Origin of the sequence: Streptomyces sp. NPDC020731 (assembly GCF_044334705.1) — a bacterium.
Classification (GTDB): domain Bacteria; phylum Actinomycetota; class Actinomycetes; order Streptomycetales; family Streptomycetaceae; genus Streptomyces.
Map to the genome: position 1 here is coordinate 309,308 of NZ_JBIRTN010000002.1, position 22,275 is coordinate 331,582.

Here is a 22,275-nt window from a genome sequence, read left to right on the forward strand (position 1 = left end):
TCACCGACGGCGTCCGATCGAGCACTTTTTCGATCGGACGCCGTTCGTCTGTGCGGCCTCTGTAGTAGCGAAAGAAGCAAATCCGTTCCCAGAACGGTCAGTTGTGGTGCTGAATGGAGGTGCGGGGATACGCACGGCGTGCGCCCGGCTCGGGGGGCGGGCGCCCGCCGACTGGCGGCAGAGAGGGGATTGTTCGTGCATGCTTTGTCACACGGCACCACATCGACACCGGCCACCATCGCAGTTCCACCGGCGCTGTCTCTTCCGGTGATCGAGGCGGCGTTTCCCCGGCGACTCCACCCGTATTGGCCGCGACTTCAGGAGACGACCAGGGCGTGGCTGCTCGAAAAGCGGCTCATGCCTGCGGACAAGGTGGAGGAATATGCCGATGGCCTGTGCTACACCGACCTTATGGCGGGCTACTACATAGGCGCCCCCGACGACGTCCTGCAGGCGATAGCGGACTACAGCGCGTGGTTCTTCGTCTGGGACGACCGGCACGACCGTGACATCGTGCACGGCCGTTCCGCCGCCTGGCTGCGGCTGAAGGACCGGCTGCACAGGGCCCTCGACAGCCCCGGTGACCACCTGGGCCACGAGGACCCGGTGGTGGCGGGGCTCGCGGACAGCGTGGAGCGGCTGTACGCGTTCCTGCCGGGCGGCTGGAACGACCGGTTCGCCCGGCACTTCCACGAGGTGATCGAGGCGTACGACCGGGAATTCCACAACCGTACGGAGGGGATCGTCCCCACCGTCGAGGAGTACCTGGAACTGCGCCGGCTCACCTTCGCGCACTGGATCTGGACCGATCTCCTGGAGCCGAGCGCGGGCAGTGAACTACCGGACGAGGTGCGGCGGGACCCCGCCTACCGGAAGGCGGCACTGCTCAGTCAGGAATTCGCCGCCTGGTACAACGACCTGTGCTCGCTGCCGAAGGAAATAGCGGGCAGTGAGGTGCACAATCTCGGCATCAGTCTCATCACCCACGAGGAATTCACACTCGAAGAAGCAATCGCGGACATGAGGCGTCGTGTGGAGGAATGCATCAGTGAATTTCAGGAGGCCGAACGGGATGCCTTGCGCCTCGCGGACACCCTCGACGACGGCACGGTGGGAGGAAAGGAAACGAGTGCCGCCGTACGTGCCTGCGTCGGCAATATGCGGAACTGGTTCAGCTCCGTCTACTGGTTCCACCACGAGTCCGGCCGGTACCGGGTCGACAGCTGGGACGACCGGTCCACACCCCCGTACGTCAACAACGAAACGGCAGGTGAGTCATGACCGTCGAATCCGCGAACCCCGAAACGACCCCGCTGCGCGAGCCTCCCGTGGCCGGCGGAGGACTTCCCGTCCTCGGCCACGGCTGGAAACTGGCGCGTGATCCGCTGTCCTTCATGTCCCGGCTGCGCGACCACGGCGACGTCGTGCGCCTCAAACTCGGACCGAAGACGGTGTACGCCGTCACCACCCCCGCCCTCACCGGGGCGGTGGCGCTGAGCCCCGACTACATCATCGCCGGACCGCTGTGGGAGTCCCTGGAGGACCTGCTCGGCAAGGAGGGTGTCGCCACCGCCAACGGCCCGCTGCACCGGCGCCAGCGCCGCACCATCCAGCCCGCGTTCAAGCTCGACGCCATTCCCGCGTACGGGCCGATCATGGCGGAGGAGGCGTACGCGCTCGTGGAGCGCTGGCGTTCCGGCGAGGTGCTGGACGTCACGACGGAGTCCTTCCGCGCGGCCGTCCGGGTCGCCGCCCGCTGCCTGATGCGCGGCAGCTACATGGACGCCCGGGCGGAGCGCATCTGCGCCGACCTCACGACGTTGTTCAGCGGCATGTACCAGCGCATGGTGGTACCGCTCGGACCGCTTTACAAGGTTCCGCTTCCGGCCAACCGGGAATTCAACCGCGCGCTGGCCGATTTGCATGTCCTGGTCGACGAGATCGTTGCCGACCGACGGGCAAGCGGTCAAAAGCCGAACGATTTGCTGACGGCTTTGCTGGAGGCGAAGGACGAGAATGGCGAGCCCATCGGGGAACAGGAGATCCACGACCAGGTCATCGCCATACTCACCCCCGGCGCCGAAACCGTCGGATCCACGATCATGTCGCTCCTCCTGGTTCTCACCGAGCACCCGGAACTCGGCGACAAGATCCGCGACGAAGTGAAAACCGTTGTGGGTGACCGCCCGGTCGCATTCGACGACGTCCGAAAGCTGACGTACACAGCGAATGTCGTCACCGAGGCCCTGCGGCTGTATCCGGCCGTCTGGATATTGACGCGCCGTGCGGTGACCGATACGGAACTCGGCGGATACCGCATTCCCAAGGGGGCGGACCTCATCTACAGTCCGTACGCCGTCCAGCGTGACCGGCGGTCGTACGAGCGGAACGAGGAGTTCGACCCCGACCGCTGGCTCCCGGAACGGGCGGGGGACGTGCCCAAGTACGCGATGAGTCCGTTCAGCGTGGGCAACCGCAAGTGCCCCAGCGACCACTTCTCGATGGCCGAGCTCACGCTCATCACCGCGGTGGTCGCCTCCGCCTACCGCTTCGACCACGCGCCCGACTCCGACACCCGGCCCCGCATCGGCATCACGCTCCGGCCGCGCGGTCTGATGCTGCGGGCGCTGCCCCGCTGACCGGCCGCGCGCGTTCAGGCGGCCTGAGGGCCCCTGAACGCGCGCCGGTAGGCGTGCGGGGTGGTACCGACGGCGCGGACGAAGTGGTGGCGCAGCGCCGCCGCGTTGCCGAAGCCGGTGCGGCCCGCGATCGCGTCCACCGTCTCGTCCGTCGCCTCCAGCAGATGCTGGGCCAGCAGCACCCGCTGGCGCAGGATCCAGCGGTAGGGCGTGGTGCCGGTCTCCTGCTGGAAGCGGCGGGCGAAGGTACGCGGCGACATGTGGGCGCGGACGGCCAGTTGCTCGACGGTGGTCTCCTCGTCGAGATGCCGCTCCATCCACACCAGCACCTCGGAGACGGTGTCGCCCCCGGACTGCGGCAGCGGGCGCTCGATGTACTGGGCCTGCCCGCCGTCGCGGTGCGGGGGCACCACCATGCGCCGGGCGATCTTGTTTGCGACCTCCGGCCCCTGCTCCTTGCGCACCAGATGCAGACAGGCGTCGATGCCGGCGGCGGTGCCCGCGGAGGTGATCACCGGGTCCTCGTCGACGTAGAGCACATCCGGCTCGACCGTCAGATGGGGGTACTGCCTGGTCAGCGCATCCGCGTGCTTCCAGTGCGCGGCGGCACGCCGGCCGTCGAGGAGCCCGGCGGCGGCGAGCACGAACACCCCGGAGCAGACGCTGAGCACCCGCGCGCCCCGGTCCACGCCCCGGCGCAGGGCGTCCAGCAGCTCGGGCGGGAACTCCCGGGACGTGTAGGAGGAACCGGCGGGCACGGTGATGAGGTCCGCCGTCTCCAGACGCTCCAGACCGTGCTCGACCTGGAGGGAGAAGCCCGTGTTGGTGCGCACCACCGGGCCGTCGGCCGAGGCGACGGCGAAGTCGTGGACCGGCAGTCCGTCGTCGCTGCGGTCGACGCCGAAGACCTCGCAGACGACGCCGAGTTCGAAGGGATTCACGCCGTCGAGGAGGACAGCGACCACATTCTGGAGCATGGCTCCAGTGTGCCGCGTCCTTGGCAGTAAATCGAGGGTGTACGGCAGTCCTGCCACTGCCGGTAAGGAGCATCGGGCATGACAGTGGTGTCCATGGATACGACGCAGATGGAAGCACTGACCGCGATGGTGGCCGTTCTCGGGCTGTTCGCCTTCATGACCTGGCCCGCCCTGCTCGGCATTGCGCGCGAGCGGCGGATCGACCGGCAGATCGAGCGGGCCGAGGCCGCCCGCGCCGCCGCCGAGCGCCGCGCGGGGCCGACGGCCTCACGCCCCGCGACGGCTGCCGCCCCCCACCGCACCGCGCGAGCGGCGTGACGGCGGGGCGGCACCCGGGCACACGGCTGTCTAGAAGTCCTCGTCCAGGTCGACCGTGCCCTCCACGGCGACCTGGTACGCGGACGGGCGCCGCTCGAAGAAGTTCGTCAGCTCCTGGACGCCCTGGAGCTCCATGAAGGAGAACGGGTTCTCCGAGCCGTACACCGGCGCGAAGCCCAGCCGCACCAGCCGCTGGTCGGCGACGCACTCCAGGTACTGCCGCATCGACTCGGTGTTCATGCCCGGCAGCCCGTCCCCGCACAGGTCACGCGCGAACTGCAGCTCGGCCTCGACCGCCTCGCGCAGCATGTCGGTGACCTGCTGACCGAGTTCCTCGTCGAAGAGCTCCGGCTCCTCCTTGCGGACGGTGTCGACCACGTCGAAGGCGAAGGACATGTGCATCGTCTCGTCGCGGAACACCCAGTTGGTGCCGGTCGCCAGCCCGTGCAGCAGGCCCCGGCCGCGGAACCAGTAGACGTAGGCGAACGCCCCGTAGAAGAACAGGCCCTCGATGCACGCGGCGAAGCAGATGAGGTTCAGCAGGAAGCGGCGGCGGTCGGCCCGCGTCTCCAGGCGGTCGATCTTCTCCACCGAGTCCATCCACCTGAAGCAGAACTCGGCCTTCTCCCGGATGGACGGGATGTTCTCCACCGCCGCGAAGGCCGCCGTCCGGTCGTCCGGGTCGGGCAGGTAGGTGTCGAGCAGCGTCAGATAGAACTGGACGTGCACCGCCTCCTCGAAGAGCTGCCGCGACAGATACAGCCGCGCCTCCGGGGAGTTGATGTGCTTGTACAGGGTCAGCACCAGGTTGTTGGCCACGATCGAGTCGCCCGTCGCGAAGAACGCGACCAGCCGTCCGATCAGGTGCTGTTCCTCGGGGCTGAGCTTGGCGAGGTCGGCCACGTCCGAGTGGAGGTCGACCTCCTCCACGTGCCAGGTGTTCTTGATGGCGTCCCGGTAGCGCTCGTAGAAGTCGGGGTAGCGCATGGGGCGGAGAGTCAGCTCGAAACCGGGGTCGAGCAGGTTCTTCGTCGTCATTACTGGCAGGCCTCGCAGGACTCGGGGTTTTCCAGGGAGCAGGCGACCGCCTCGGGGTCGGCCGCCTGCGGGACGGGGACGGTGGCGCGCGCCGCGCGGGCGATCCGGGTCGCCGGGCGGGAGCGCAGGTAGTACGTGGTCTTCAGGCCCTGCTTCCAGGCGTAGGCGTACATCGAGGAGAGCTTCCCGATGGTCGGCGTCTCCAGGAACAGGTTGAGCGACTGCGCCTGGTCCAGGAACGGGGTGCGGGCGGCGGCCATGTCGATCAGACCGCGCTGCGGGATCTCCCAGGCGGTGCGGTACAGCCGCCGCACGTCCTCGGGGATCCAGACGAAGTCCTGCACCGAGCCGCCCGCCTCGCGCAGTGCCTCACGGGTGCGCGCGTCCCACACGCCGAGCCGCTTCAGGTCGTCCACCAGGTACGAGTTGACCTGGAGGAACTCCCCGGACAGCGTCTCGCGCTTGAACAGGTTGGACACCTGCGGCTCGATGCACTCGTACACGCCCGCGATCGACGCGATGGTGGCGGTGGGCGCGATCGCGAGGAGCAGAGAGTTGCGCATCCCGACGGAGGCGATCCGCGTCCGCAGTGCCGCCCAGCGCTCCGGCCAGGTGAGCTCCGTGTCGTAGTGGTCGGGGTGCAGCACGCCCCGGGCGGTACGGGTCTTCTCCCAGGCCGGGAGCGGGCCGTCCCGCTCGGCGAGGTCGGCGGAGGTCTCGTACGCGGCGAGCATGATCCGCTCGGCGATCCTGGTGGACAGCGCCTTCGCCTCCGGGGAGTCGAAGGGCAGCCGCAGCTTGAAGAAGACGTCCTGCAGGCCCATGGCGCCGAGACCGACGGGGCGCCACTTGGCGTTGGAGCGGCCCGCCTGCTCGGTCGGGTAGAAGTTGATGTCGACGACCCGGTCGAGGAACGTCACGGCCGTGCGCACCGTCTCGTCGAGGCGCTCCCAGTCGATGTCCCCCTGGTCCACGAAGGCACCGAGGTTGACCGATCCCAGGTTGCAGACCGCCGTCTCCCCGTCGTCGGTGACCTCCAGGATCTCCGTGCAGAGGTTCGAGGAGTGAATGACGTGGCCCGGCTCGGCGGTCTGGTTCGCCGTGCGGTTGGCCGAGTCCTTGAAGGTCATCCAGCCGTTGCCGGTCTGCGCGAGCGTGCGCATCATGCGGCCGTACAGCTCGCGGGCCGGGAGGGTCTTCTTCGCCAGGCCCTCCGCCTCGGCGGCCCGGTACGCCGCGTCGAACTCCTCGCCCCACAGGTCGACCAGTCCGGGCACGTCCGCCGGGGAGAACAGCGACCAGGGCGCGTCGGCGTCCACCCGGCGCATGAACTCGTCCGGCACCCAGTGCGCGAGGTTCAGGTTGTGCGTACGGCGGGCGTCCTCGCCGGTGTTGTCGCGCAGCTCCAGGAACTCCTCGATGTCGGAGTGCCAGGTCTCCAGGTAGACCGCCGCCGCGCCCTTGCGCCGGCCGCCCTGGTTCACGGCGGCGACCGAGGCGTCGAGCGTCTTCAGGAACGGGACGATGCCGTTGGAGTGCCCGTTGGTGCCGCGGATCAGCGAACCCCGGGCGCGGACGCGGGAGTAGGACAGGCCGATGCCGCCGGCGTGCTTCGAGAGGCGGGCGACCTGGTGGTAACGGTCGTAGATCGAGTCCAGCTCGTCCTTGGGGGAGTCGAGGAGGTAACAGGAGGACATCTGCGGGTGCCGCGTGCCGGAGTTGAACAGCGTGGGGGAGGAGGGCAGGTAGTCCAGGCGGCTCATCAGCCCGTACAGCGCGGTGACCTCGTCCATGGAGCGCGCACTGTCGTCCTCGGCGAGACCGGTGGCGACCCGCAGCAGGAAGTGCTGGGGCGTCTCGACGACCTTGCGGGTGACCGGGTGCCGCAGCAGGTAGCGGCTGTGCAGGGTGCGCAGGCCGAAGTAGCCGAAGCGGTCGTCGGCCCGGGTGTCGATCAGGGCGTCCAGGCGGGCGGCGTGCAGCCGGACGAACGCGGCGGTCCGGTCGGCGATCAGACCCTCGCGGTGCCCGGTCGCTACGGACCCGGTGAACGAGGTGACGCCCTGTGAGGCGGCCTCGGCGCGGATGCCGATGGTCAGCAGCCGGGCGGCGAGCCGGGAGTAGGCCGGGTCCTCGGAGATGAGCCCGGCCGCCGCCTCGGTGGCCAGCTCCCGCAGCTCCGCCGTGTCGGCGGAAGCGGACCGGCCGCGCAGCGCTGCGGCGGCGACCCGGCCGGGGTCGGCGTCCGGCAGGTCGGCGGTCAGCTCGGTCAGGGTCCGCAGCAGCGCGGCACCGGGGCCGCCGCTCTCCTCGGTCACGTCGATCGCTGGGGCCGGATCGGCTGGCGCGATGGTCACGTGGGGCTCTCCCTCGCTCGGCACGGAGGCCTCGAAGAGGGCAGGGGGCAGCACACGAACGCACGCGGCGTCGCGTCCACCGGCCCATTCCGCGAGGCCCGGACGTCCACGCACCCGGACCGGACGGCCGGGCGCACTGTCGGCAGGTCCTCGGACTGAGGCCCACGCACACGCGCACGCGGGCATGGGTACACCGTTGCGGGACAGTTCCGGATTCACACCGGATTCCCCTGCGGCGACAGCGAGCATGAGCATACATCTTGTGCCGGGTGCTGCTGACGACCCCATATGTTGTGTCGCGGAGGTGTCAGAGCGTCAACTCGTAGGTGAGCAGAGTGATGTCGTCCAGGTCCGGCAGGGGATTCCAGTCGCGCTCCGGGCTGCGGGTGAAACCCAGCCGCGCGTAGATGCGGTGGGCGGAGTGCATGGTGCGCTGGGTCGACAGCACGATCCGTGCGCACCCCTCGACCGCCCGTGCCCGCTCGACGCAGGCGCGCACCAGTGCCTCCCCGGCCCCGCGGCCCCGGCCCGCGCGGGCCACCGCCAGCATCCGGATCTCCGCCTCGCCCGGCCCCGCTATGTCGGCCATCGGGCCGGGACCCGGCACGAAGGTCACCCCGCCCAGCACCGCCCCGTTCTCCACGGCGACCAGCACCTCGGCGGCGGCGGCCCGCTTCGCCACGTCCCTGAGCTCACCGAGGTACGCGTCGCTCTCCCCGAAGTCGAGCAGCCCGTCCAGCAGATAGGCCCGCGCGGTGATCTCACCGAGTTCCTCGTGCTCGCCGGGCTCCACCGGCCGGATGACGATGTCCATGGGGGGAGTCTGCAGGACGGGTACGACAACGGGCCGCCGGATTTCTCCGACGGCCCGTCGCCCCACGTCACCGGCGTCAGTGGCTGCTGCCCGCCGTGGCCGGCGGAAGCTCCACCCGGACACCGGGGTCACCCGCGTCCGCCGTGTAGTCCTGCGGCGTGGTCTCGTCGACGCCCTCGGGCGCCTTCACGGCCCGGAAGACGAAGGTCAGGACGACCGTGACCAGGACGTTGAGCACGAACGCGGTGAGGCCGATGTAGCCGATCTCGCCGATGCCCGGGATCTCCTTCGACGACCCGCCGAAGTGCTTCTGTGTCGGCGAGGCCACCCCGTACGCGGCGACCGTGCCGTAGACCATGCCGACCGCCCAGCCGCCGATCAGCGCCCAGCGGTGGAACCAGCGGGTGAACAGGCCGCCCACCAGGGCCGGGAAGGTCTGCAGGATCCAGATGCCGCCGAGCAGCTGGAAGTTGATCGCGACCGTCTTGTCCATCGTCAGGACGAAGGCCAGCGCACCCACCTTCACCAGCAGGGACACGATCTTGGAGACCTGGGTCTCCTGCTTCGGCGTCGCGTCCGGCTTGATGAAGTCCTTGTAGATGTTGCGGGTGAACAGGTTCGCCGCCGCGATCGACATGATCGCCGCCGGTACCAGCGCGCCGATGCCGATCGCCGCGAAGGCCACGCCCGCGAACCAGTCCGGGAACATGTTCTCGAACAGCTGCGGGATCGCCAGCTGGCCGTTGCTGACCTTGACCCCGGCCGCGATCGCCATGAAGCCGAGCAGCGCCAGCAGGCCCAGCATCAGGGAGTACAGCGGCAGGATCGTGGTGTTGCGGCGGATCACCTCACGGCTGCGCGAGGAGAGCGTCGCCGTGATCGAGTGCGGGTACATGAACAGCGCGAGCGCCGAGCCCAGCGCCAGCGTGGCGTACGTCCACTGGCCCGCCTCACCCGGTACCAGCGCACCGCGCGGCGCTCCGGTGGCCGGGTTGGTCTCGCTGTACGCCTCCCTCGCCGAGGCGAAGATCTCGTCGAAGCCGCCCAGCTTGACCGGGATGTAGATGATCGCCACCACGATCACGATGTAGATCAGCGTGTCCTTCACGAACGCGATCAGCGCGGGGGCCCGCAGCCCCGACGAGTACGTGTACGCCGCCAGCACACCGAAGGCGATCAGCAGCGGCAGGTCCTTGACGAACCAGTTGGTGTCCTCGCCGCCGCCGACGCCCATCACGTCCAGCACGGCCTGGATGCCGACCAGCTGGAGCGCGATGTACGGCATCGTCGCCAGGATGCCGGTGACCGCGACGGCCAGCGACAGGCCCTTCGAGCCGAACCGGCCGCGCACGAAGTCGGACGTCGTCACATAGCCGTGCTTGTGCGACACCGACCACAGCCGGGGCAGGAAGGTGAAGATCAGCGGGTACACCAGGATCGTGTACGGCACCGCGAAGAAGCCGGCCGCGCCCGCCGCGTAGATCGCCGCTGGTACGGCCACGAAGGTGTACGCGGTGTACAGGTCGCCGCCGAGCAGGAACCAGGTGACCCAGGTCCCGAAGGAGCGCCCGCCCAGACCCCACTCGTCCAGGCTGTGTTCGTTCTCGGCCTTGCGCCAGCGCGCGGCCAGGAAACCCATCGCCGTGACCAGCAGGAAGAAGAAGATGAAGACGGCGAGTGCCACGCCGTTCACGCCGTCGTTCACTGCGACGCACCGCCCTTCGCGGCCGAGCGGGCGCGCTGGTCACGCTGCCAGAGCTTGTACGCGGTCATCGTCAGGGCGGTGGAGATCAGCACCCACAGCATCTGGTACCAGTAGAAGAACGGGATGCCGATGAACAGCGGATCGGTCTTCGCGTAGGACCCGACCCACAACATGGCCACGAACGGTGCGACGAGACAGAGGGCGATGACGACGCGCATGGGCGTCACCACCGGCCCTCCGCTGGTTTCTGGGGTTTGCGACATCAGACGGTTTCCGTCCCCTCACTGATCACCGGCGGTAATGCGCAGGAAATGTAGGTCAGGGTGCGGCTCAGTCGTAACCCCTCGTCCGCACAGCGGTACCCAGGCGCCGCCGAACCGAGAGGCAACAGCAACGAAAACCCTGTCAACCGCCCGCTTCGTCGGGTCTTGCGGGTCCGCCGCGGGGTCGCCCCGGGCTCAGTCCTGGGGGCGCTTCAGACGCGCGACGAACTTGTACCGGTCGCCCCGGTACACCGACCGGACCCACTCCACCGGCTGTCCGTCCCGGTCCCGCGAGTGCCGGGACAGCATCAGCATCGGCAGGCCGACGTCGGTGCCGAGCAGACCGGCCTCGCGTGGGGTGGCCAGCGACGTCTCGATGGTCTCCTCCGCCTCCGCGAGACGGACGTCGTACACCTCGGCGAGGGCGGTGTAGAGGGAGGTGTACTTCGTCAGGCTGCGGCGCAGTGCGGGGAAGCGCTTGGCGCTCAGATGGGTGGTCTCGATGGCCATCGGTTCACCGTTGGCCATGCGCAGCCGCTCGATGCGCAGCACCCGCCCGCCGGCCGTGATGTCGAGCAGCCCGGCGAGCCGGTCGTCGGCGGTGACGTAGCCGAGGTCCAGCAGCTGTGAGGTGGGCTCCAGGCCCTGGGCACGCATGTCCTCGGTGTACGAGGTGAGCTGGAGCGCCTGGGAGACCTTGGGCTTGGCGACGAAGGTGCCCTTGCCCTGGATGCGCTCGAGGCGCCCTTCGACCACCAGCTCCTGGAGCGCCTGGCGCACGGTGGTGCGCGAGGTGTCGAACTCCGCCGCCAGGGTGCGTTCGGGCGGGACCGGCGTGCCGGGCGGCGCCGTCTCGGTCATGTCGAGCAGGTGCTTCTTCAGCCGGTAGTACTTGGGCACACGCGCCGTACGGACCGTGGTCCCACCCTCGTTCTCCGCACTGCTGACGTCGGTGCTCATGCTCTGCCTTCCCGGCTCCGAGTGCCGAAACGACCGACATCACCGTCGGCCACGGCTGACATCGTGGCACGGCTCGGGGCGGGGTGTGCCCCGCACGCTCCACGATCCCCTTTGTATACCCCCGGGGCAAGGGTTGGTCCAGACCACGGACGGCCGCTCAGATGCCCTGCCAGTCCGGCTTGTTCGCGTAGGTGTGCCGGAAGTAGTCGGCGAGCTTCAGCTTGGAGGCGGCGGCTTCGTCGACGACCACCGTGGCGTGGGGGTGCAGCTGCAGCGCGGACGCCGGGCACACCGCCGCCACCGGTCCCTCGACGGTCGCGGCGACCGCGTCCGCCTTGCCCTCGCCGGTGGCCAGCAGGACCAGGTGGCGGGCCTCCAGGATGGTGCCGATGCCCTGGGTGATGACGTGGTGCGGGACCTGGTCGATGTCGCCGTCGAAGAAGCGGGCGTTGTCCACCCGGGTCTGCTCGGTCAGCGTCTTGATCCGGGTGCGCGAGGCGAGCGAGGAGCACGGTTCGTTGAACCCGATGTGCCCGTCCGTGCCGATCCCGAGCAGCTGGAGGTCCACGCCGCCGGCCCCGGCCAGCTCCCTGTCGTACGCCTCGCACGCGCCCTGCACGTCCTCGGCGGTGCCGTCGGGACCCATGAAGGCCTCCATCCCGATCCCGAGCGGCTCCAGCACCTCGCGCCGCAGCACCGAGCGGTAGGACTCGGGATGATCGGCGGGCAGTCCCACGTACTCGTCGAGCTGGGCGATCCGTGCCCGCGCGGCGTCCGCGGCACCGGAGCGCACCTTGGCCGCCAGCGCCTCGTAGACGGGCAGCGGCGTCGAGCCGGTGGCCACGCCCAGCAGGGCGTCGGGCCTGCGCCGCAGGAGCTGTGCCATGGCCTCGGCGATGAGCTCGCCGCCCGCCTTGGCGTCCGCAACGATGACAACTTCCACGGTGGGCCTGCCGATCTTGAGGAGGAGTCGACTGGGACCGGACCCGTCGGCACGGATCCGTACGGTGGTGCAATGTGGTTTAGACCAATCTCAATCTAACAGAGCGGGTACGGGGGTCGCGCGCCGAAATTGACATGGCCGACCGGCCCCGCGCGGGAACCCCACGGGTTAGGCTGCGTGACGGACGCCCGCAGGTCCGGGCCGACGGCGACGTGACACCGAAGAACAACGTCCGACGCATTTACAGGGACAGTGGTCTAGTCCACAATGCGTAGCAGGACACGACAAGCCTGCCTTCCCCGCACAGGAAGGCGGAACCGAGGAACCGGAGCTCTCTGCCCTGACTGCCCCGGCTCCTCGTCCCTCGGCCGACCGGGACCGCACACCCCACGGCCGATGTTGCTCCGGGCTGCGGTGCCGGGAGGGTTGAGGGTCCCTCCCAGGCGCCGCGGCCCGCGGGTGTTCCGCGGCCCGCCGGGTACGCTCGCTGACGTGCCCTCCATGAACGAACTCGTACGCCAGCACACCGCCCTCGACGACACCGATCTCGAGTGGCTGCATCTGCTGGTCTCGGAGTGGCAGCTGCTCTCCGACCTCTCCTTCGCCGATCTGGTCATGTGGGTCCCCACCCGCGACGGCACCCGCTATGTCTCCGTCGCCCAGATGCGGCCCAACACCGGCCCGACCTCGTACCAGGACGACATGGTCGGCCATCTCGTCCCGCGCGGACGCCGACCCATGCTGGACGCGGCCCTGGACGAGGGCCGGATCGTGCGCGAGGGGGACCCGGAGTGGCGCGAGGAGGTTCCCGTACGGGTCGAGTCCATCCCCGTACGGCGTGAGGGGCGCGTCCTCGGGGTCATCGCGCGCAACACCAACCTGCTCACCGTGCGCACCCCGAGCCGGCTGGAGCTCACCTACCTCCAGAGCGCCTCGGACCTCGCGCAGATGATCGCGGCCGGCTCCTTCCCGTTCGCGAACCAGCAGCTCGAGATGGACGCCTCGCCCCGTGTCGGCGACGGGCTGATCCGGCTCGACGCCGACGGCGTCGTCCAGTACGCCTCCCCGAACGCCCTGTCCGCGTACCACCGCATGGGTCTCGCCGCCGACCTGGTGGGTCATCACCTCGGCCGGACCACCGCCGAACTGGCCCCTTCCCGCGGGCCGGTGGACGAGGCGCTGGCCAAGGTCGCCAGCGGCTGGGCCCCGCGCGAGTTCGAGATCGAGGCGCACGACGGGGTGATCCAGTTCCGGGCGATCCCCCTGAAACCGAAGGGGACGCGCATCGGTTCGCTGGTGCTGCTCCGTGACGTCACGGAACTTCGCCGCCGCGAACGCGAGTTGATCACCAAGGACGCGACCATCCGGGAGATCCACCACCGGGTGAAGAACAACCTCCAGACGGTGGCGGCGCTGCTCCGTCTGCAGGCGCGGCGCATCGGGTCCGAGCGCGGCCGTGCGGCGCTGGAGGAGGCGGTGCGCCGGGTGGGGTCCATCGCGATCGTGCACGAGACGCTGTCCCAGAACCTGGACGAGCGCGTGGAGTTCGACGAGATCGCCGACCGCGTCCTCGCGATGGTCGCCGAGATCTCCCCGGGCAAGGTCACCGGCCGGCGCACGGGCCGCTTCGGCATACTCGACGCCGAGGTCGCCACTCCGCTGTCGATGGTGCTGACCGAGGTTCTGCAGAACGCCCTGGAGCACGGTTTCCGCGAGGGCGAGACCGGCACCGTCGAGGTGTCGGCGGTCCGCGGCGGCACCACGAAGGAGACCCGCCTGCTGGTCACCGTGCAGGACGACGGCGTGGGGCTGCCCGAGGGCTTCGACCCGCACACCGCGGGCAACCTCGGTCTGCAGATCGTACGGACCCTGGTGGAGGGCGAGTTGGGCGGCACCTTCGACATGGTGCCGGCCCCGGAGCGGGGGACCAGGGTGATCCTGGACATCCCGGTGCAGTCGGACAAGTAGCGGGCGCGGACGGCAAAAAGCCCCGGACCGCGGAAAGCGGCCGGGGCTCATGCTCAACTGCGCGCTGCGGCTCGGGGGCGGGAGATGCGTACGCGCCGTACGCGCCGCCAAGCTCAGGCTGTCAGCAGGGGTGGGTTGTCAGGCGGAGGCCTGACGGGCCCGGTTGCGGGCGGCACGGCGCTTCATCGCGCGACGCTCGTCCTCGCTGAGACCACCCCAGACGCCGCTGTCCTGACCGGACTCGAGCGCCCACTGCAGGCAGCTCTCGATCACCGGGCAGCGACGGCAGACGGCCTTGGCTTCCTCGATCTGCAGCAGCGCAGGACCGGTGTTGCCGATGGGGAAGAAGAGCTCGGGGTCTTCCTCGCGGCAAACGGCGTTGTGACGCCAGTCCATGGCTGCTACCTCTCCTGGTATGTAAATGCGATTGCTTGTGAATGTGAACGCTTTCACGAATCCCCCAACAAGGGAAGGGCCGACCGCCAGGTTCGCTGGCGTGGTCCTTGGATTTGAAGAGGGGTTCCGGTGATCTGTGGAGGCCGGTGTTGCGGGCCGTCCCGATCGCCAAGAAGAGACTCGCAAACCTCGGCGGCGGATACAACCCTTTCCGAAAAGTTTTTTTTGATTCTTCGGTGTCGGCTAGGTCACAGCCGTACTTCCATGGGGTGGACCCTGGCCTAAACGTTCGAGTGAAAGGACTTTGGCCCTTTCTGCTCACACAATCACACGCAGTGCACGGCGTACGCCTGTGAACGTCACGCTGGTTCGCAGTCCCAGGTGGTCACCGTCCATCTGGAGGGGCAGCGGCACCTTCGAATGCAAGGTGAAGCGCGTCAGATCGTGTCGGGAGACCGCATGTCTGCCGCGGGGTCCGCGCTCCGGGGACGAAGTGAGCAACTGGGTGCCATACCGGGCAACCGCGGCGGTGGACAGCCGACTCAGGCCGAAGAGATCGAGGCCCGTATCGAACGAGGCCTTAGGTGACGCGTAGATCGGGCGATTGCCGAGAAACGTCCACGGCGAGGTGTTCGAGACTATGGAGAGCACCAGATCGGTGACCGGCTCCTCACCCGGATGCTCCAGGGTGATCACCCCGCGGCGCCGGTGCGGCTCGCCGAGCAGCTGACGGACCACCTGGCGCATGTACAGGGCGTGGGTCGACTTCCTGCCACGCTCCCGCTGCTGCTCCACCCGGCCGACCACGCCGGCGTCGAAGCCCAGCCCCGCGTTGAAGGTGAACCAGCGGGCCGGTACGGCCTCGTCCTCCGAGCCCGGCGTGCCCGAGGTCAGACCCAGGCCGACGGTGCGCTCGCGGCCCTCGCGCAGTGCGTCCAGCAGGGCGCCGGTGGCCTCCACGGGCTGGTTGGGCAGACCCAGGGCGCGGGCGAAGACATTGGTGGAGCCGCCGGGGACCACGGCGAGACCGGGCAGGTGCTCCGGGTCGGGCCCCGCGTGCAGCAGGCCGTTGACGACCTCGTTGACCGTGCCGTCCCCGCCGAGGGCCACCACCAGGTCGATGTCGTCGCTCTCCGCGGCCTGCCGGCCCAGGTCGCGCGCGTGCCCGCGGTACTCGGTGGTGACCGCCTCCAGCTTCATCTCGCTGGCGAGCGCGTGGATCAGCACATCGCGCGTGCGCGCACTGGTGGTGGTTGCCGCCGGGTTGACCACGAGAAGTGCACGCATGACGTGCAGGGTACCTACTGAGTGGTACCGGGCCCAGACCGAGGCGGGGGCGGAGGGGGAGACGGGGCGTGAACCTCGACACGGGGACGTGCGCGGCGAGGGCTACCCTTCAGGGGTGAGCAGTGAGCAGACCCCCACCACCGCCCCGGATGCCACCGGCCCCCGCCCGCGCCGTCTGACGTACGCCGCGGCGCTGGCCGCCCTGGAAGGGCTCGCGCTGGTGGCCGTCGGCGTGTGGATGTCGGTCCTCGCCCTCACCGGCGAACCGGACGACCGCCGGCAGGCCGTCACCGGCGGGGTGACGCTGATCGTGCTCGCGCTGCTTCCACTGCTCGCCGCGCGGGGACTGTCAGCCCGGCGGAGCTGGAGCCGCGGCCCCGCCGTCATCACACAGATCATCGCGCTGCCGGTGGCCTACAACCTGCTGCGCTCCGACAGCGTGGCCATCCCCGCCGGAATCGTGCTCGCCGTCGTCGCCGTCACCGCCCTCGTCCTGCTGATCAACCCCGAGACGACCCGGGCCCTCGGCATCCGGGGGCCCGGGAACGCCGAGTAGCAGCGCCCCGGAAGCCGTGCCGGATCACTCCTCCACGAGGAGTTTCTCCCGCAGCTGGGCCAGGGTGCGGGCCAGCAGCCGGGAGACGTGCATCTGCGAGATGCCGACCTCCTGGGCGATCTGCGACTGGGTCATGTTGCCGAAGAAGCGCAGCAGCAGGATCCGCTTCTCGCGCGGCGGGAGGTCCTCCAGCAGCGGCTTGAGCGACTCCCGGTACTCCACGCCCTCCAGCGCCTCGTCCTCGGCGCCGAGGGTGTCGGCGACCGCCGGGGACTCGTCGTCGGTGTCGGGGACGTCCAGGGACAGCGTGGAGTACGCGTTCGCGGACTCCAGGCCCTCCAGGACCTCCTCCTCGGAGATGGCCAGCTTCTCGGCCAGCTCGTGCACCGTGGGGGAGCGGCCGTGCAGCTGGGACAGCTCCGCCGTGGCCGTGGTGAGCGCCAGCCGCAGCTCCTGCAGCCGGCGCGGCACGCGCACCGCCCAGCCCTTGTCGCGGAAGTGCCGCTTGATCTCGCCGACGACCGTCGGCGTCGCGTAGGTCGAGAACTCCACGCCCCGGTCGGGGTCGAAGCGGTCGACCGACTTGATCAGCCCGATGGTGGCGACCTGCGTGAGGTCGTCCAGCGGCTCACCGCGGTTGCGGAAGCGGCGTGCGAGGTGCTCGACGAGCGGCAGATGCATGCGCACCAGGCGGTTGCGCAGCTCCGCGTACTCGGGAGTGCCGTCCTGCAGCGTGCGCAGTTCGAGGAACATGGCGCGCGCCCCGCTGCGGTCCTGCGGGTTGTGGTGCGCGTGCCCGCCCTGGGGGCCCGAAGCGCCGGGGGTGCTCCGCGTGACCCGGGCGGCGGGCGCCCGCGGCGCCTCGTCCTCGGCGTGTCGCTCGTGCTCGCTCATCGTCCCGCCCGTCGCCCTTCCCCGAGCGCTCGCCTCGTCCCCCGCCGCCGGCTTGGCCCCGGCGGGGGCGCCCCCCTGGCCCGGAGCGGCCCCGGCCGGCCCGGCCGCGGGCGTGCTCCGCGCGGCACCGCCGGACTGCCCGCCGCCCGGGGCGACGGCCTCCGTGGAGTCGTCCTCCGGATGCGGCCGGGCCTGCTCGGGGATGCCGTCGATGCCGGCCGGCATGCGCTCGGCCGGCAGCTCCCGTGTGCCGCGTTCTTCGTCCCGCACCGGCCCGTCCTCGTTCCTCACGCCGGCCCGGGTCCCGCGCCGCGCTGTTTGTAGAGGCTGATCGACACGGTCTTGTCCTCGTCCACGGCGGAGGAGACCTTGCCCGCGAGCGCGGACAGGACGGTCCAGGCGAAGGTGTCCCGCGAAGGGGCGTGACCGTCCGTGGTCGGCGCCGAGACGGTCACCTCGAGCGAGTCGTCGACGAGCCGGAAGACACAGCTGAGCACCGAACCCGGCACGGCCTGCTGAAGCAGGATCGCGCAGGCCTCGTCGACCGCGATGCGCAGGTCCTCGATCTCGTCGAGGGTGAAGTCCAAACGGGCCGCGAGACCGGCCGTGGCCGTACGCAGCACCGACAGGTAGGCCCCCGCGGCCGGCAGCCGGACTTCCACGAAGTCCTGGGTCGCGGGCTCGCCTGCGATCTGGGACACCCTCACCTCCAAGGTGGTACAAGCGTTTCAGGGCCTGGTTCGCCCCCGGGTAACGCACTACGTGGTTCAGCGGTGACGCTATCGCGCTCTCGACGGTCCTGTCCCCGGGACCCCGACCCGCATGCCGTTACTCATAGTAAAACTATGAATACGCTCCGTGGCTAGGGGTCTGCGGCTCCCAAATGGGAAGAGCGCGCGCCGCATTGACGTACCCAGACGTCAGACGGTCGAACCGTCCGGCACCGGGGTCACGCCGGGTCACACGAGTACGTGGTCGACGAAGCACCAGCGCCAGTCCTCGCCGGGCTCATGGGTCCGCATCACGGGGTGGCCGGTTTCCTCGTGGTGCCCCGTGGCGTGCCGGTTCGGCGAGGAATCGCAGCACCCGACGTGACCGCAGGTGAGGCAGAGGCGCAGCTGCACCGGATCGGTGCCGTCCCGCAGGCACTCCGGACACGTCTCACCGAGCGGGACGGGTTCCGGGTGCGGCAGCGCGTCGGCGTGCGTGCACTGTTTCATGATTGCCAGATTACGACGCCCGCGCGGACGAGCGCGCGGAAAAACGAGGGTGGGCCGGACATGGATGTGATGCCGCTGCTGTTGCTGGTGGCGGGCAGTGCCGCGATCGCCGCGGCCGCCCGGCGCACCCCGGTGCCGCCGCCGCTGCTGCTGGTCGCCGCCGGGCTGGTGGTCAGCTACGTCCCCGGCGTACCCGAGTACACACTCGACCCGCACATCGTCCTGCCGCTCATCCTGCCCCCGCTGCTGTACACGGCGGCCACCGACAGCTCCTACCTCGATCTGCGGGCGCAGCTACGGCCGGTGGCGCTGCTGTCGGTGGGGTACGTGCTGTTCGCGACGTTCGCCGTCGGCTGGGTCCTGTACCTGATCGTGCCGGGCCTGCCACTGACCGCGGCGCTGGTGTTCGGCGCCGTGGTGGCCCCGCCGGACGCGGTCGCCGCGACGGCGGTGGCACGCCGGGTGGGCCTGCCGTCCCGGATCACCACCATCCTCCAGGGCGAGTCCCTGCTGAACGACGCCACCGCCATCACCGCGTTCCGGGTGGCCGTGGCGGCCGCGGTCGGCGAGGGCGCGACCTGGGCCGGGGGAGTCGGCGAGTTCCTGCTCGCGGCGGTCGGCGGACTGGTGGTCGGCCTGGTGCTGATGGCGCCGCTGCACTGGCTGCGCACCCACGTGAAGGAGGCGCTGCCGCAGAACACGCTCTCCCTGCTGATCCCCTTCGTCGCGTACGCCGCCGCCGAGCAGGTGCACGCCTCCGGCGTCATCGCCGTGGTGGTCGTCGCCCTCTACCTGGGGCACCGCGCGTGGGAGGTCGATTTCGCCACCCGCCTCCAGGAGGACGCGGTGTGGAAGATGGTCGCGTTCGTCCTGGAGTCCGCGGTGTTCGCGCTGATCGGACTGCAACTGCCCGTCGTCCTGAGAGGACTCGGCGAGTACGAGGGCATCGAGGCCGCCTGGTACGCGGTCGCCGTCTTCGCGGTGGTCGTCGTCATGCGGTTCCTCTGGGTGTACCCGGCGACCTGGCTGCCGCCGATGCTGTCGGCGAAGATCAGGGAACGCGAGGGGAGACCCGGCTGGAAGGCGCCGTTCGTCATCGCGTGGGCCGGAATGCGAGGCGTGGTCTCGCTGGCCATCGCCTTCTCGATCCCGGTCACCGCCGAGAACGAGGACTTCCCGCAGCGCAACCTGCTGCTCTTCCTGACCTTCACCACCGTCATCGGCACCCTGGTCGTGCAGGGGCTGACGCTGCCCCCGCTGATCCGGGTGCTCAAGCTCCCCGGACGCGACGTGCAGGCCGAGACCCTGGCCGAGGCCAACGCCCAGGCACAGGCCTCCCGGGTCGCCGAGCAGCGTTTGGACGAGCTGCTGGCCGACGGGCGCAACGCCCTGCCCGCACCGCTCGCCGAACGCCTGCGCACCGTCCTGGAGCGTCGCCGCAACGCCGTCTGGGAACGGCTCGGGCAGGTCAACCCGGTCACCGGGGAGTCGGTGGACGACACCTACCGGCGGCTGTCACGGGAGATGATCAGCGCGGAACGCGAGGTGTTCGTCCGACTGCGCGACGGCCGCTACATCGACGACGAGATGCTGCGTACGCTGCTGCGCCGGCTGGACCTGGAGGAGGCGGCGGCCTACCGGGAGACGACCTAGGGGGTGTCGTTTGGAGCAGGCCGGCTTCAGGCGACGGCGCCTCAGAGCCGAGCCGGGCGGGGTCCGGTGCGTGTGGATGCAAGGCGGAGGAGGGAGTCGACGCGGGGCGTCGAGGACCGACGACGACGCCGCGGAGGTGCGTGCCGGACCCCACGACCCCGGCAAGATCCAAACGACATCTCCCAGGGGTGCCGTTCACGGGAAGGGCCGCCCGGTGATCACCGCGGCGACCGTGCTTCCGCGCGGGAACGCGTTGTCGTCCGCCAGGGCGACAAGGGCGTAAAGCAACTTGGCGACATAGAGACGTTCGACCGGAATGCCGTGGCGGTGCTCGAAGTCCTCGGCGAACGCGTCGAGTTCCGGGGTGGTGCGGGCGTAGCCGCCGAAGTGGAAGCGGTCGTCGAGGCTCCAGTCGCCGCGCGGGCCGCCGAACGCCTCGCTCTGCAGGGCCCGTATGCCATCGGTCAGGAAGCCGCCCTTGAGCACGGGTATGCCCAGCGCGCGCGTCCCGCCGCCGAGCCCGGCGGCCAGTCCGGCCAGCGTGCCGCCGGTGCCGCAGGCCACCGCCGCCACGTCCGTCCGGCCGGCCAGCTCCTCCCCGAGCGCCCGGCAGCCGCGCACGGCGGCGGGGTTGCTGCCGCCCTCGGGCACGACGTACGCGTCCTCGGCGTCCGCCGCGCGGAGCACGGCCGTCAGGGTTCGCGGCTCGGTCTTGCGGCGGTACGTCGACCGGTCGACGAAGTGCAGCCGCATCCCGTCGGCCGCGCACCGGACCAGCGAGGGGTTGAGCGGTCGGTCGGCGAGTTCCTGCCCGCGCACCACACCGACCGTGCGCAGGCCGAGCAGCCGGCCGGCGGCGGCCGTGGCCCGCAGATGGTTGGAGTACGCGCCGCCGAAGGTGAGCACGGTCCGCCCGGCCGCCTCGTCGAGGTTCGGCGCGAGCTTGCGCCACTTGTTGCCGACCAGCTCGGGGTGGATCAGATCGTCCCGCTTCAACAGCAGCCGCACCCCGCGCCGCTCGAACCGCCCGTCCGCGACCTCCCGCAGCGGGGAGGGCAGCCGTGGGCGCAGGCCCGCGAGGGCGTCACGGGGATCAGGGGTGTCGGAGCCGGTCACAGGGCCATTGTCGCCCGCGGCTCCTCGCGGCTTCGGCCGCGGTCGCGGAACATGTCGATCAGGGAGGGACCGCCCCGCAGGCACCACAGCGCGATCACCGGGTCGCAGACGGCACAGCCCAGGGAGGACGCGTGGGCGAACGGGACGATGGGGTTGCCCTTGATGTGGTGGACGATGTCCCACACGGTGTGCAGCAGCCAGCCGATGCCGATGAACGTCCAGGAGTCCAGGCCGCGGAACGCGACACAGGTGAGCAGCGCCGTGAAGGCGAACTCCCAGCCGCCCAGTCCGCCGCCGCTGAGGTAGGCGGCGCCCGCACCGGCGACCATGAGGGCGTTCAGGTGCCGCCGGTGTGGTTCGCGGACGAGGGACATCAGCAGGGCGTAGAGGACACCGATGCCGACCGGGGCGACGTACTGCATGGCGAGGCCTTTTCCTGGGACCGTCAGGGACGGTTCACCACGCTAGGAGCGGGCCGCCGCGGGCCCCAGGGGAGCGAGCGACACGTTCCGACGGGTTGTCGCCAGGTGGGCCGCGCGCCGTCGCGCCCGCGCGTCACTCCAGCCGGTCGCCGATCCGTTTCCTCATCGAGCCCATCGTGAACCCGCGCGGGTCCACCTTCCCCGGCTGCCACTCCTTGTGCCCGATCACCGACCGCTCGTTCCAGCCGTGGTGGCGGCACACGGCGGCCGCGGCTCTCTCGACGGCCTCCAACTGGGCCGCCGGCCAGGGGTCCTCGCCGTCACCCAGGTTCTCGCACTCGAAGCCGTAGAAGTGCCGGTTGCCGTCGGTGTTCGCCTCGTTGTCCTTCGGCAGCCCCCTCTCGGCGATCACCGCGCGGAGCACGTCGTCGTCGCCGAGCCCCGCGTGGTTGGCCCTGCCGTAGCCGACGAGGTGGACCTTCCCGTCCTTGGTGATGACGCCGTGGCACAGGGGTCCGGGAAGGCCCGCGTAGCCCTTGCGGCAGATGTCGACCGTGCGGGCGCTGCCCTTGGTCACGGTGTGGTGGATCATCACGCCGTGGACCGGGCCCCACGGGCCCTTGTGGTTGCGGTTGTGGTCGCGCCAGTCGCCGACCTCGACGACCGTGAGTCCTTCCGCCTTCAGAGCGCGCAGGAACGCGCCCGCGGACATGGGTGGGGCCATGACCGCCCTCCTTCGTGCCGGGCGG

General features: G+C 70.1%; 22 protein-coding genes and 1 riboswitch. Of the genes, 6 read left to right on the forward strand and 16 right to left on the reverse strand.

Translation table 11 applies throughout. The features are described from left to right. Window positions 1-195: 195 nt before the first annotated feature. Window positions 196-1,281 carry an epi-isozizaene synthase gene (gene cyc1 / locus ACH4VX_RS04130; protein WP_398365772.1) on the forward strand — a complete coding sequence of 362 codons (1,086 nt, stop codon included), beginning with the start codon at window positions 196-198 and terminating at the stop codon, window positions 1,279-1,281. Next, window positions 1,278-2,639: a cytochrome P450 gene (locus ACH4VX_RS04135; RefSeq protein ID WP_398365773.1), complete on the forward strand. Its 1,362-nt coding sequence runs from the start codon at window positions 1,278-1,280 to the stop codon at window positions 2,637-2,639. Before cyc1 ends, ACH4VX_RS04135 begins: the two co-directional genes overlap by 4 nt. Before the next feature lie 14 nt (window positions 2,640-2,653). On the opposite strand, the gene ACH4VX_RS04140 is transcribed toward ACH4VX_RS04135, so the two are convergent. Next, window positions 2,654-3,616, reverse strand: a complete 963-nt coding sequence (locus tag ACH4VX_RS04140; protein WP_398365774.1) for a helix-turn-helix domain-containing protein — start codon at window positions 3,614-3,616, stop codon at window positions 2,654-2,656. A 78-nt stretch (window positions 3,617-3,694) separates the two neighbouring features. On the opposite strand from ACH4VX_RS04140, the gene ACH4VX_RS04145 reads away from it, so the two are divergent. Continuing rightward, window positions 3,695-3,934 (forward strand): hypothetical protein, encoded by a 240-nt coding sequence (locus tag ACH4VX_RS04145; protein WP_398365775.1) that lies wholly within the window; start codon window positions 3,695-3,697, stop codon window positions 3,932-3,934. Between the two features lie 30 nt (window positions 3,935-3,964). Here the strand turns inward: ACH4VX_RS04145 and ACH4VX_RS04150 are convergent, their stop codons facing one another. The 7 genes from ACH4VX_RS04150 to nagB all read right to left on the reverse strand — a co-directional run bounded on the left by ACH4VX_RS04150 (window position 3,965) and on the right by nagB (window position 12,014). Then, a complete protein-coding gene (locus ACH4VX_RS04150; RefSeq protein ID WP_398365776.1) occupies window positions 3,965-4,972 on the reverse strand; it encodes a ribonucleotide-diphosphate reductase subunit beta in 1,008 nt (335 codons plus the stop codon). Next, on the reverse strand, window positions 4,972-7,329 hold the full coding sequence (locus tag ACH4VX_RS04155) for a ribonucleoside-diphosphate reductase subunit alpha (protein ID WP_398365777.1): 2,358 nt from the start codon (window positions 7,327-7,329) through the stop codon (window positions 4,972-4,974). Before ACH4VX_RS04155 ends, ACH4VX_RS04150 begins: the two co-directional genes overlap by 1 nt. Window positions 7,330-7,474: 145 nt before the next feature. Continuing rightward, window positions 7,475-7,559, reverse strand: a riboswitch (cobalamin riboswitch). A gap of 77 nt (window positions 7,560-7,636) precedes the next feature. Continuing rightward, the gene (locus tag ACH4VX_RS04160; protein ID WP_398365778.1) at window positions 7,637-8,143 is read right to left on the reverse strand and encodes a GNAT family N-acetyltransferase; all 507 of its coding nucleotides are present in this window, start codon (window positions 8,141-8,143) and stop codon (window positions 7,637-7,639) included. A 76-nt stretch (window positions 8,144-8,219) separates the two neighbouring features. Then, window positions 8,220-9,848, reverse strand: coding sequence for a monocarboxylate uptake permease MctP (mctP, locus tag ACH4VX_RS04165; protein WP_398365779.1), 1,629 nt, complete (start codon window positions 9,846-9,848; stop codon window positions 8,220-8,222). Continuing rightward, entirely contained in the window at window positions 9,845-10,066 is a 222-nt protein-coding gene (locus ACH4VX_RS04170; RefSeq protein ID WP_398365780.1) for a DUF3311 domain-containing protein, read from the reverse strand. The genes mctP and ACH4VX_RS04170 overlap by 4 nt, the downstream gene beginning before the upstream one ends. A gap of 240 nt (window positions 10,067-10,306) precedes the next feature. Beyond that, entirely contained in the window at window positions 10,307-11,071 is a 765-nt protein-coding gene (locus ACH4VX_RS04175) for a GntR family transcriptional regulator (protein WP_351995173.1), read from the reverse strand. Window positions 11,072-11,228: 157 nt separating this feature from the next. Continuing rightward, a complete protein-coding gene (nagB, locus tag ACH4VX_RS04180) occupies window positions 11,229-12,014 on the reverse strand; it encodes a glucosamine-6-phosphate deaminase (protein ID WP_398365781.1) in 786 nt (261 codons plus the stop codon). Between the two features lie 492 nt (window positions 12,015-12,506). On the opposite strand from nagB, the gene ACH4VX_RS04185 reads away from it, so the two are divergent. Beyond that, window positions 12,507-13,982, forward strand: coding sequence for a sensor histidine kinase (locus ACH4VX_RS04185; RefSeq protein ID WP_398365782.1), 1,476 nt, complete (start codon window positions 12,507-12,509; stop codon window positions 13,980-13,982). Between the two features lie 138 nt (window positions 13,983-14,120). Here ACH4VX_RS04185 and ACH4VX_RS04190 read toward each other — a convergent pair whose 3' ends face one another. Both ACH4VX_RS04190 and ACH4VX_RS04195 read right to left on the reverse strand, forming a co-directional pair. Beyond that, window positions 14,121-14,378 (reverse strand): WhiB family transcriptional regulator, encoded by a 258-nt coding sequence (locus tag ACH4VX_RS04190; RefSeq protein WP_030219886.1) that lies wholly within the window; start codon window positions 14,376-14,378, stop codon window positions 14,121-14,123. 318 nt (window positions 14,379-14,696) lie between these two features. Then, the gene (locus tag ACH4VX_RS04195) at window positions 14,697-15,665 is read right to left on the reverse strand and encodes a diacylglycerol/lipid kinase family protein (protein ID WP_398365783.1); all 969 of its coding nucleotides are present in this window, start codon (window positions 15,663-15,665) and stop codon (window positions 14,697-14,699) included. 115 nt (window positions 15,666-15,780) lie between these two features. Between ACH4VX_RS04195 and ACH4VX_RS04200 the strand changes: the two genes are divergently transcribed. Next, window positions 15,781-16,221, forward strand: coding sequence for a hypothetical protein (locus ACH4VX_RS04200; protein WP_398365784.1), 441 nt, complete (start codon window positions 15,781-15,783; stop codon window positions 16,219-16,221). 24 nt (window positions 16,222-16,245) lie between these two features. On the opposite strand, the gene ACH4VX_RS04205 is transcribed toward ACH4VX_RS04200, so the two are convergent. The 3 genes from ACH4VX_RS04205 to ACH4VX_RS04215 all read right to left on the reverse strand — a co-directional run bounded on the left by ACH4VX_RS04205 (window position 16,246) and on the right by ACH4VX_RS04215 (window position 18,335). Further along, window positions 16,246-17,385 carry an RNA polymerase sigma factor SigF gene (locus ACH4VX_RS04205; RefSeq protein WP_398365785.1) on the reverse strand — a complete coding sequence of 380 codons (1,140 nt, stop codon included), beginning with the start codon at window positions 17,383-17,385 and terminating at the stop codon, window positions 16,246-16,248. A gap of 17 nt (window positions 17,386-17,402) precedes the next feature. Next, window positions 17,403-17,816 carry an anti-sigma regulatory factor gene (locus tag ACH4VX_RS04210; protein WP_004925829.1) on the reverse strand — a complete coding sequence of 138 codons (414 nt, stop codon included), beginning with the start codon at window positions 17,814-17,816 and terminating at the stop codon, window positions 17,403-17,405. A gap of 258 nt (window positions 17,817-18,074) precedes the next feature. Next, on the reverse strand, window positions 18,075-18,335 hold the full coding sequence (locus ACH4VX_RS04215) for a UBP-type zinc finger domain-containing protein (RefSeq protein WP_398365786.1): 261 nt from the start codon (window positions 18,333-18,335) through the stop codon (window positions 18,075-18,077). Between the two features lie 60 nt (window positions 18,336-18,395). Between ACH4VX_RS04215 and ACH4VX_RS04220 the strand changes: the two genes are divergently transcribed. Beyond that, on the forward strand, window positions 18,396-19,988 hold the full coding sequence (locus tag ACH4VX_RS04220; protein ID WP_398365787.1) for a Na+/H+ antiporter: 1,593 nt from the start codon (window positions 18,396-18,398) through the stop codon (window positions 19,986-19,988). A 195-nt stretch (window positions 19,989-20,183) separates the two neighbouring features. On the opposite strand, the gene ACH4VX_RS04225 is transcribed toward ACH4VX_RS04220, so the two are convergent. From ACH4VX_RS04225 to ACH4VX_RS04235, 3 genes are all read right to left on the reverse strand, one after another. Further along, window positions 20,184-21,104 carry a 1-aminocyclopropane-1-carboxylate deaminase/D-cysteine desulfhydrase gene (locus tag ACH4VX_RS04225; RefSeq protein WP_398365788.1) on the reverse strand — a complete coding sequence of 307 codons (921 nt, stop codon included), beginning with the start codon at window positions 21,102-21,104 and terminating at the stop codon, window positions 20,184-20,186. Beyond that, on the reverse strand, window positions 21,101-21,526 hold the full coding sequence (locus ACH4VX_RS04230; RefSeq protein ID WP_398365789.1) for a DUF6010 family protein: 426 nt from the start codon (window positions 21,524-21,526) through the stop codon (window positions 21,101-21,103). Before ACH4VX_RS04230 ends, ACH4VX_RS04225 begins: the two co-directional genes overlap by 4 nt. Window positions 21,527-21,659: 133 nt before the next feature. Then, entirely contained in the window at window positions 21,660-22,238 is a 579-nt protein-coding gene (locus ACH4VX_RS04235) for an N-acetylmuramoyl-L-alanine amidase (RefSeq protein ID WP_398365936.1), read from the reverse strand. Between the last annotated feature and the right edge of the window lie 37 nt (window positions 22,239-22,275).

What these genes read in the sequence shown, in the direction of transcription:
- ACH4VX_RS04135 (WP_398365773.1), top strand. Translation starts at nt 1,278, where the DNA reads ATGACCGTCGAATCCGCGAACCCCGAAACGACCCCGCTGCGCGAGCCT.
- ACH4VX_RS04140 (WP_398365774.1), bottom strand. Translation starts at nt 3,616, where the DNA reads ATGCTCCAGAATGTGGTCGCTGTCCTCCTCGACGGCGTGAATCCCTTC.
- ACH4VX_RS04145 (WP_398365775.1), top strand. Translation starts at nt 3,695, where the DNA reads ATGACAGTGGTGTCCATGGATACGACGCAGATGGAAGCACTGACCGCG.
- ACH4VX_RS04150 (WP_398365776.1), bottom strand. Translation starts at nt 4,972, where the DNA reads ATGACGACGAAGAACCTGCTCGACCCCGGTTTCGAGCTGACTCTCCGC.
- ACH4VX_RS04160 (WP_398365778.1), bottom strand. Translation starts at nt 8,143, where the DNA reads ATGGACATCGTCATCCGGCCGGTGGAGCCCGGCGAGCACGAGGAACTC.
- ACH4VX_RS04170 (WP_398365780.1), bottom strand. Translation starts at nt 10,066, where the DNA reads ATGCGCGTCGTCATCGCCCTCTGTCTCGTCGCACCGTTCGTGGCCATG.
- ACH4VX_RS04175 (WP_351995173.1), bottom strand. Translation starts at nt 11,071, where the DNA reads ATGAGCACCGACGTCAGCAGTGCGGAGAACGAGGGTGGGACCACGGTC.
- ACH4VX_RS04190 (WP_030219886.1), bottom strand. Translation starts at nt 14,378, where the DNA reads ATGGACTGGCGTCACAACGCCGTTTGCCGCGAGGAAGACCCCGAGCTC.
- ACH4VX_RS04195 (WP_398365783.1), bottom strand. Translation starts at nt 15,665, where the DNA reads ATGCGTGCACTTCTCGTGGTCAACCCGGCGGCAACCACCACCAGTGCG.
- ACH4VX_RS04215 (WP_398365786.1), bottom strand. Translation starts at nt 18,335, where the DNA reads ATGAAACAGTGCACGCACGCCGACGCGCTGCCGCACCCGGAACCCGTC.
- ACH4VX_RS04220 (WP_398365787.1), top strand. Translation starts at nt 18,396, where the DNA reads ATGGATGTGATGCCGCTGCTGTTGCTGGTGGCGGGCAGTGCCGCGATC.
- ACH4VX_RS04230 (WP_398365789.1), bottom strand. Translation starts at nt 21,526, where the DNA reads ATGCAGTACGTCGCCCCGGTCGGCATCGGTGTCCTCTACGCCCTGCTG.
- ACH4VX_RS04235 (WP_398365936.1), bottom strand. Translation starts at nt 22,238, where the DNA reads ATGTCCGCGGGCGCGTTCCTGCGCGCTCTGAAGGCGGAAGGACTCACG.